The sequence below is a fragment of the Paenibacillus sp. cl6col genome, from assembly GCF_900102125.1.
Taxonomy (GTDB): Bacteria; Bacillota; Bacilli; order Paenibacillales; family Paenibacillaceae; genus Paenibacillus_B; species Paenibacillus_B suaedae.
Map to the genome: position 1 here is coordinate 404,047 of NZ_FNAZ01000005.1, position 8,449 is coordinate 412,495.

Annotated in this window: 1 protein-coding gene; it reads left to right on the forward strand. The window is 40.9% G+C overall.

The window, feature by feature from the left end; genetic code table 11:
- Positions 1 to 801 precede the first annotated feature (801 nt).
- Positions 802 to 8,449 (forward strand): S8 family serine peptidase (locus BLS15_RS16025; RefSeq protein WP_090512471.1); only part of this gene is annotated, 7,648 nt, incomplete at its 3' end.

The window sequence follows — 8,449 nt, forward strand, 5'->3', positions numbered from 1 at the left end:
CTCCACATATTTTGGTGGTTCTTCACTTCGTCCTTGCAATGATTATTCTCTCAATATGAATGAGTAAAATTATATCTAAAACAGATTGAAAATACTGGATTAAGGATCTATTATTAGGAGGATAGTATAAGAAAAAATTGGAATAAGATTGCGAGAGTTGCTATGTATTGTATAACCAAAGGTTAGTATTGCGAAATGAGTATACGCAGCCCTATTTTGGATTGGAGGTGAAGTAAATCAGAACACTGCGAAGAAAAGCTATTTGGTTCACTATCGTGTTTATTGTGATCAGTATCCCTATGATCAAGGAACTGTATCAAGACTATCAGGCGAAGATGATGATAGAGAGGGCATTGCATCAATTGTTTATTGATTATTGTCATGAAAATGTCGAGAAGATTGAAGTGAAGACAAGACTGGTTCAGAGTTCTTCGATTATGCCCGGAGGAGTAGATCATAAGTGGCATGCAATAACTTCGTCCTCAAAAGTTCCAGAAATGTGGGGACACCATGGAAAAGATGTTATTAGCATTTTTGATTTTCCGTGTTCTAAAAAATATTTCGTACTAGATCGAGAAGAAGAGAAATTTATACCAAAGGAGAATTTAATACTAGACGGTACAGATAATGCAGGATTTCATCCTTTACATTTATTGTTTTACTTTACGGTTTATTGCGTATATTTTTTAACACTCTTCTTGTACGTACTAATCGTGTATATGAAAAAGTGGAATACCAGGAAACGTTTGAACAAAAAAGATAAATGAGTTTCCAACATATGTATAAAGGGGCTAGGGGTAAATGAAAAAGAAATATAGGCTGCTCGCTTCATTGCTATGCATCTTCATATTAATAGGTACTGATATTACCAGTGCACTAGGCAGCTATTACTTGAATCAAGAATTTACAAAAGATAATTATTCGTTATTGTTCGATGATCTTAAATTAAATCATACGGTAACAAATCAAGAGAACACCTCCGTATCTTCTGCTACTTATGGGGAACAAGAGAGACAAGACAATCAGGAGAGTCAAGAGCAAGAACGAAAACCGCGGGAACCATATTTGGTTGGATTGAAGCAGGGGATCACCTTTGATCAATTTCTTAATACACCTACTACTAAGAAGAGGATGATGCAATCCTCTCCTAATACGACCAAAGTAGAAACACTGCCGGTTGCAAATGCACTTCTGATGCACCTAAATGAAGTGGAGCTAACGCAACTGCAGAACAATCCGAATATCTCGTTTATTGAACCAGATTCAATAGTTGAGGTGGCCTCAACCAGCGTGATCACGAAAGATCATGAATCCTATAAATTTATGCCGGTTGATACTGAAATCACACCGTGGGGTGTTTATTCCATTGGCGCCGACCTTGCGCAATATAATAACTTAATGGGGAAAGGCATTAAAATCGGCGTCATTGATACGGGAATAAGCCCACATAACGACTTGGATATCGTTGACGGGGTTTCATTTGTAGATGGTTCATCTTACATAGATGATAATGGCCATGGCACGCATGTATCCGGCACGATTGCAGCAAAGAAGAATGATGCTGGTGTAATTGGCGTAGCACCTGAGGCGGAACTGTATGCCATTAAAGTGCTGAATAGCAGCGGACGCGGCTCATATAGCCAAGTCATTCAAGGGATTGAATGGGCGATTGAGCATGATATGAACATTATTAACATGAGCTTTGGCGGCATGGAGTACAGCAAGGCTTTGCATGAGGCGGTACAGAAAGCCGTAGATAAAGGAATAATCGTAGTCGCTTCAGCAGGGAATCATGGTGCTGGAACGGAGACAGAACTGTATCCTGCTTTATTTTCTGAGGTAATCTCAGTTGGAGCGGTTACAAAGGCACATAAAAAAGCAAATTACTCGAGCGTAGGCTCACAAATTAATCTGGTTGCTCCGGGATCTGATATCTTGAGTACAACCAAAGATGGGGACTATGGAGTTATGTCAGGCACTTCAATGGCAGCACCGCATGTAACGGGTGCATTGGCAGATATATGGGCCATGGATCGCCAGCTCTCTGTTGAAGAAGTGAAACAGCTCGCTTACGATCATGCTACTCCTCTTGGTGAGAAACATGAGTATGGAGTTGGTTTGCTGAACGTTGCGAAGTCATTAGGTTTAATCGATCAAGCAATACCAGTTGTCAACTCCTTGGAAGAGGATAATTCCGTTCCTGAAGAGCCGATACCTGGTGATGGAGTGAGCATCGCATCGTATGATCATCAAGGCAATAATCAGACCGTTAACCCAGGGGATATGGTTACAGTTTCTTTGAAACTATCGGATCCAAAGACTCTGGTTTATATTGGTGTGTTTGATCCAGCCGGGGATAAAATTATGGGGGATTCTCGCTCGAATGTGCCAGCAGGAACGGCAATCACATTTGTATGGGCAACAAGCCATTTTACCGTGCCCGGAAAATATCGGATCAAGTACGCTTATTCTGGTACCGATATTGTAGACAATTTTTATATTAATGTAGTAGATGCGAGCAGCGGTCTGCGTTCACCCACCAATCTGAGTGTGAGTGCGACCGAAACAAGCATCCAATTGAACTGGGATCGAGTAAGTGGTGCAGATTCGTATGTATTAAAATTGAACGGCACTTTGGTCGATCGGACATCTAATACGCAGTTTCGATTTACGGGTTTGCAGCCGAATATGACGTATCGATTAGAAGTCGCAGCGGTTAATAGTAATGCGACTAGTTCGTTTTCTTCGATTTCTACTAGAACATCAGGTGAAGGAGCCAACGGAGCTCCAGCAGCACCTACAGGACTGAAGGCAACGTCGAGCAGCACTAGTATTACTCTAAACTGGGATAGAGTTGCTAATGCTACTGAGTATATTGTGAAAAAGAATGGTTCTGTTGTAGGAAGAACAGCAGATACAACATATATTCTTAAAGACTTGTCTAACAGCACAGCTTATACCCTTGAAGTAGCAGCATCCAATTCTTATGGTACGAGCTCTTATGCAGTCATTCATAAGACAACAGGTGAAGATATTCCTGCTCCTACGGGAATTAAAATAACGGCAGCGACTAAAGATGCTGTCACCATATCTTGGAACTCTGTTCCTGGTGCAGTAGCATATAGCTTGCGAAAGAACGGTACCTACGAGACGAGTATTACGACAACATCCTACACATTCAAAAACTTGACTCCGAATACGTCCTACACCCTTGAAGTTGCATCTAAGAATAGTTCCGGTCAGCTTGGTGAATACGCATCAATTAAGCATAATACTGCGAATGTTTTGTTACCACCTTCAAATTTGCGAACTACAGCAGCGACACACAATAGCTTGACATTGGCATGGACTTCAGTGAATGGAGCAACCGCCTACAGTCTTAAGAAGAATGGTATCTATGAAACGAGTAAAACTGATACAAGCCATACTTTTAAAGACTTAAAGCCTAACACCCAGTACAAGTTCGAAGTAGCCTCAAAGAAGAACGACGAAGTGAGTGACTATATTAGCATCTTAAAAACAACATTGTATCCGGTTCCAACAGATATCATTGCCACGAATGTGACAGAGACAAGTATGCGGATTGTTTGGAATGGAACGTACGGCGCCCAATACAGCGTCCGCGTTAATGGAGTCTACTGGAGTACAATTAATAGTAACTATTTTACATTAGATAATTTGAATCCAAACACACTATATACAATTGAAGTCGCCAGTAAAAATGGAAGTGGAGAGTTAAGTGATTACATTAAGCTCTCGCAAAAAACGCTTCAAGATCTAGTAAAACCAGTAGTCAAAATGTCACTGGATACAAAAGAGCCCTATATGATTAACGAAGAACTGTCATTTACACTTAGCGCAACTGATAATGTAAAGGTTGCCAAAACGACCATGTACGTGGATTTCAACGGTTCACGTATAAAAGAACAGGTTGTTACTAGTAGCAAATATTCATATACTCCTCGTTCTGTAGGCAGCTATAGGTTTACTTATGAGGCGGTTGATACCAGCGGGAATACCGCAGCGGTTTCAGTAAACGTGACTGTAGACAAGAAGCGGGATGTTGTTGTCTTTGTGCCTGGATTCCTAGGTTCCGAAATTGTACGGGGCAATTCAACATTATGGCCGACTTACTTAACATTAGATAGCTTAGACTTAAATGATTATGGCAATCCGAAGGATGGATCTACGTTTGGTTCAATTATCAAATACTATAATGTGCCTAATCCTTTTAATAGTAAGCGGGATGTTGCCGAAGAATTTATAAACAGCCTGAAGGATATGGGCATAGAAGTTGTTGAGGCACCTTACGATTGGAGAAGAGATTTACGCAACGCCTCTTCCGAAATAAGCAAATATGTAGATGAAGCATTCCGATTATCGAAAGGGCAGAGAGTCACGATTGTTACTCATAGTACAGGTGGAATCGTAGCCAGACATTATTTACTTACAAATCCTTTCGCGAAAGAAAAAGTTGAGAATTTTATTAATTTAGCTTCTCCAAATTTAGGTACCGTTCGTTCAATAAAAGGCTTAGTTGCAGGAGATACGCTTGGGGTTTCCACAGGTACTTTTCCATTTGACATTATTAGAGCCAAAGAAATGGTGCAAAATATGCCTGCAGTGTATCAATTACTTCCTGGGAAGAAATTCGTGGACGCATATCAAAATTTATATAGGAATCAATTTGATTTTACTTCGTATTATTTAGATGATTATCGTGAGGGGAACATAGTCAATAATTATAGTGAATTAAAAAAATATATTTCTAAAAATCATAATAAATTTCTCTACGAAGATCCAGAATCCAGTAATTCATTCAGATATAAAATTGAAAACTATGCTCTAGACCCTTCTATCAAGGAATATCGAATCATTGCACATGGATATCAGACAATTACACAATTTAAAAAAGCGAAGTTAGACCCATACTATGGTTACGGTCTTGATTGGAAATATCGTGTTTTATGGGGTGAAGGAGACGATGTCGTTCCTATTCTAAGTGCTAACTTCAATGATATGTATAATTCAACTAATTATTATACAAGAAGCAGACACGTGGGACTGATCACCAAAGAAGATAAAAATGATGATAGCAAGAATAGAGGTTTTTACGATTCATTAAAAATAATACGAAATATAGTTGTAGATAATAGACCACCTTTAGAAAATGAGTTTCCTAGAATAAGTAATGAGCAAATAAAAGCTCATGGAATCTACTTTGAAGCTGCAGGCAGGCTTACAGCGTTCGATGCAAAAGGGAATACTGCAGGTTTTAATAGTGAAGGGAAATTTATTAATGAGATACCAGACTTAGCATACGAGGTCTTGGATAATTCCACATTTTTGTTCGTGCCAAATGGGCTTAAATTAAGCATTAAGTTTGAAGGCTCTGATACAGATAACTTGAATATGGGGTTTACTTCTTATGAAGGTGACATCCCAGGTAATTCTAACATCATTGAAGATGTAAAAATGAAAAAGAATTCTAAAGTCTCTTTTAACTTTGTTGGTGGACAAGATAATGCAGGTCAAACAGATATTTTGTATGATTTCAATAACAATGGATCTACAGAAATTTTGCACCCATCGAAAGAGATTACAGCTGCTGAATACTTCGATACAGCGGCACCTGTAACAACACATACTCTAAGTGGAACGATAAAAAACGATAATTGGTATGTTACGCCTGTGACGATGACCCTTCATCCTACCGATGATGGAGGAAGTGGTGTGAGCAAGACGATATACCAAATTAATGATGGACCTGAGATGGAATATACGGCACCGGTAGAAATTAAGCAAAATGGTGTTCTAGAAATTAAGTACTATTCGATAGATAAAGCTGAAAATAAGGAAGAGAAGAAATCATTCACGCTCAAAATTGATATGGAAGCTCCAACTGTTCCAGAGAATGTGAGAGCAACACATACGAGTATAAACAGCATTGGAATAGAGTGGAATACATCCAAGGATAACCTAGGTTATGTGAAATATCAGATATTTAACTACGATAAATTCATTGGGGAAACTGAGGAAAATAAATTTATTATTGATAATCAACTTCCAAATACGGATTTTTCACTAGTCATTAAGGCTGTAGACAAGGCTGGTAATGAATCTGAAAGTAATAGATTTTATACTTCAACGATTTCGACAGTCCCTATGCTAATTGCAGGTGAAAAGAACAGCGCCTATGTAAAAACGGATAGAACGCTGTGGATGTGGGGAGACAATGAATTTGGTCAAGCGGGTCTAGGGACTACAGGAGGGAAAGCCAGTATGGCTATGAAGATAGCCAACCTGGAGAACGTTATTGGAGTTGCAGTAGGGAGTAATCATACGTTGGTATTGACCCAAGATGGCCGCGTATGGTCGTGGGGATACGGGTACTATGGTCAATTGGGGGACAAGAATCGAACCTATTCAACGTATCCTACTCCAGAGAAAGTACCGAATCTAGACTCGGTTGTTGCTGTAACCGCAATAGGTGATTATAGTATGGCCCTGAAGAAAGATGGGACAGTATGGAGATGGGGAGGCTCATCGTCGGGAGTGGAGCCTCAAAAACTGAATTTTACAGGAATAAGTGCCATGGCTCAGGGAAATCCCAGAAGTGTTGGGATCGTACTAAAAAGCGATGGGACAGTGTGGGATTTACATGGAAAACAAGTACAGGGGCTAGATGGCATCGTGGCAATCTCGCAAGGAGATGGGTTTAGTGTTGCCTTGCGAAATGACGGAACCGTATGGACATGGGGAGGAAATTACTACGGACAATTAGGGGACGGCACGACAACCAATCGGGACAAGCCAGGAATGGTAAAAGGATTGGATGAAGTCGAAGCCATTTCAGTAGGTGAATATCATGTGATAGCCATGAAGAAAGATGGAAGTGTGTGGGCATGGGGGGATAACCGCGAAGGGCAGCTAGGAGATGGAACCAAAACCAATAAACTATCTCCCGTGCAGCTGGCAGGAATTGATGCTGAAGGTATAGCGGCAGGAAATAATTATGGTATGGCTCTGCAAAAAAATGGGATAGTATGGTCGTGGGGGAATAACTCCTTTGCTCAACTAGGGGATGGCACAATAGAAGGAAGAACAGTTCCGGTACAAGTCAAAGAGAACCAGACGTTAAAAGCAATTCTGAGGTATCCAGCAGGGACACAAAATACACCAGATAAATCAAACGTAACGCTGCCATCTATAGGCTGGAATATAGAAGGAGCTTGGTCAGCGCCATTTGGAAACTACCAAGTACAAATACTGGATGAGACAGGAAAGATTCTCGTGGATTCTGGAATACAAAAACGATATGTGGATGTTACGAATACGCAAGGCAGTTGGGTGTTAGCGACTCCTCTAGAAGCAAATAAAATAGTACAGGTACGAGTGAAAGTAAGTGATGGAAGTCTGTGGTCGGAATGGTCTGAACCAGGCTGGATGAAGTATGAGCTTCCTGAAATGCAAGCTACTTTAGTTGCAGGAGAGAAGAACAGCGCATATGTAAAAGCTGACGGAACATTATGGATGTGGGGAGACAATGGATCAGGTCAAGTGGGTCTAGGTACCGAAGGAGGGAAAGCGAGCAAGGCTATGAAGGTAGCCAAACTGGAGAATGTTATAGGAGCAGCAATGGGGAAATCTCATACCCTGGCAGTAACACAAGATGGCCAAGTATGGTCATGGGGATATGGGTACTTTGGTCAATTGGGGGATAAAAATCGAACCTTTTCCACGTACCCTACTCCAGAGAAAGTACCAAATCTGAATTCGGTTGTGGCTGTAGCTGCAGTAGATAATTTTAGTATGGCTCTAAAGAAAGATGGGACGATATGGAGATGGGGAGGCTCATCGTCAGGGGTGGAGCCACAAAAACTGAGTCTTACCGGAATAAGCGCAATTGCTCAAGGAAGCTCCAGTAGTGTGGGTATAGCACTAAGAAGTGATGGAACTGTGTGGGATTTACATGGAAAACAAGTACAGGGGCTAGATGGAGTCGTGGCAATCTCTCAAGGAAATGGATTTAGTGCGGCCTTGCGAAAAGATGGAACCGTAAGGACATGGGGAGGAAATTACTACGGTCAATTAGGGGATGGTACAACAACAAATCGAGAGACGCCGGTAATGGTAAAAGGATTGGATGAAGTCGAAGCCATTTCAGTAGGTGAATACCATGTGATAGCCATGAAGAAAGATGGAAGTGTGTGGGCATGGGGGGATAACCGCGAAGGGCAGCTAGGAGATGGAACCAAAATCAATAAGCAGTCTCCTGTACAGTTGGCAGGTATTGATGCTGCAGGTATAGCGGCAGGAAATAATTATGGTATGGCTCTGCAAAAAAATGGGACAGTATGGTCGTGGGGGAATAACTCCTTTGCTCAACTAGGGGATGGCACAATAGAAGGAAGAACAGTTCCGGTACAAGTCAAAGAGAACCAGACGT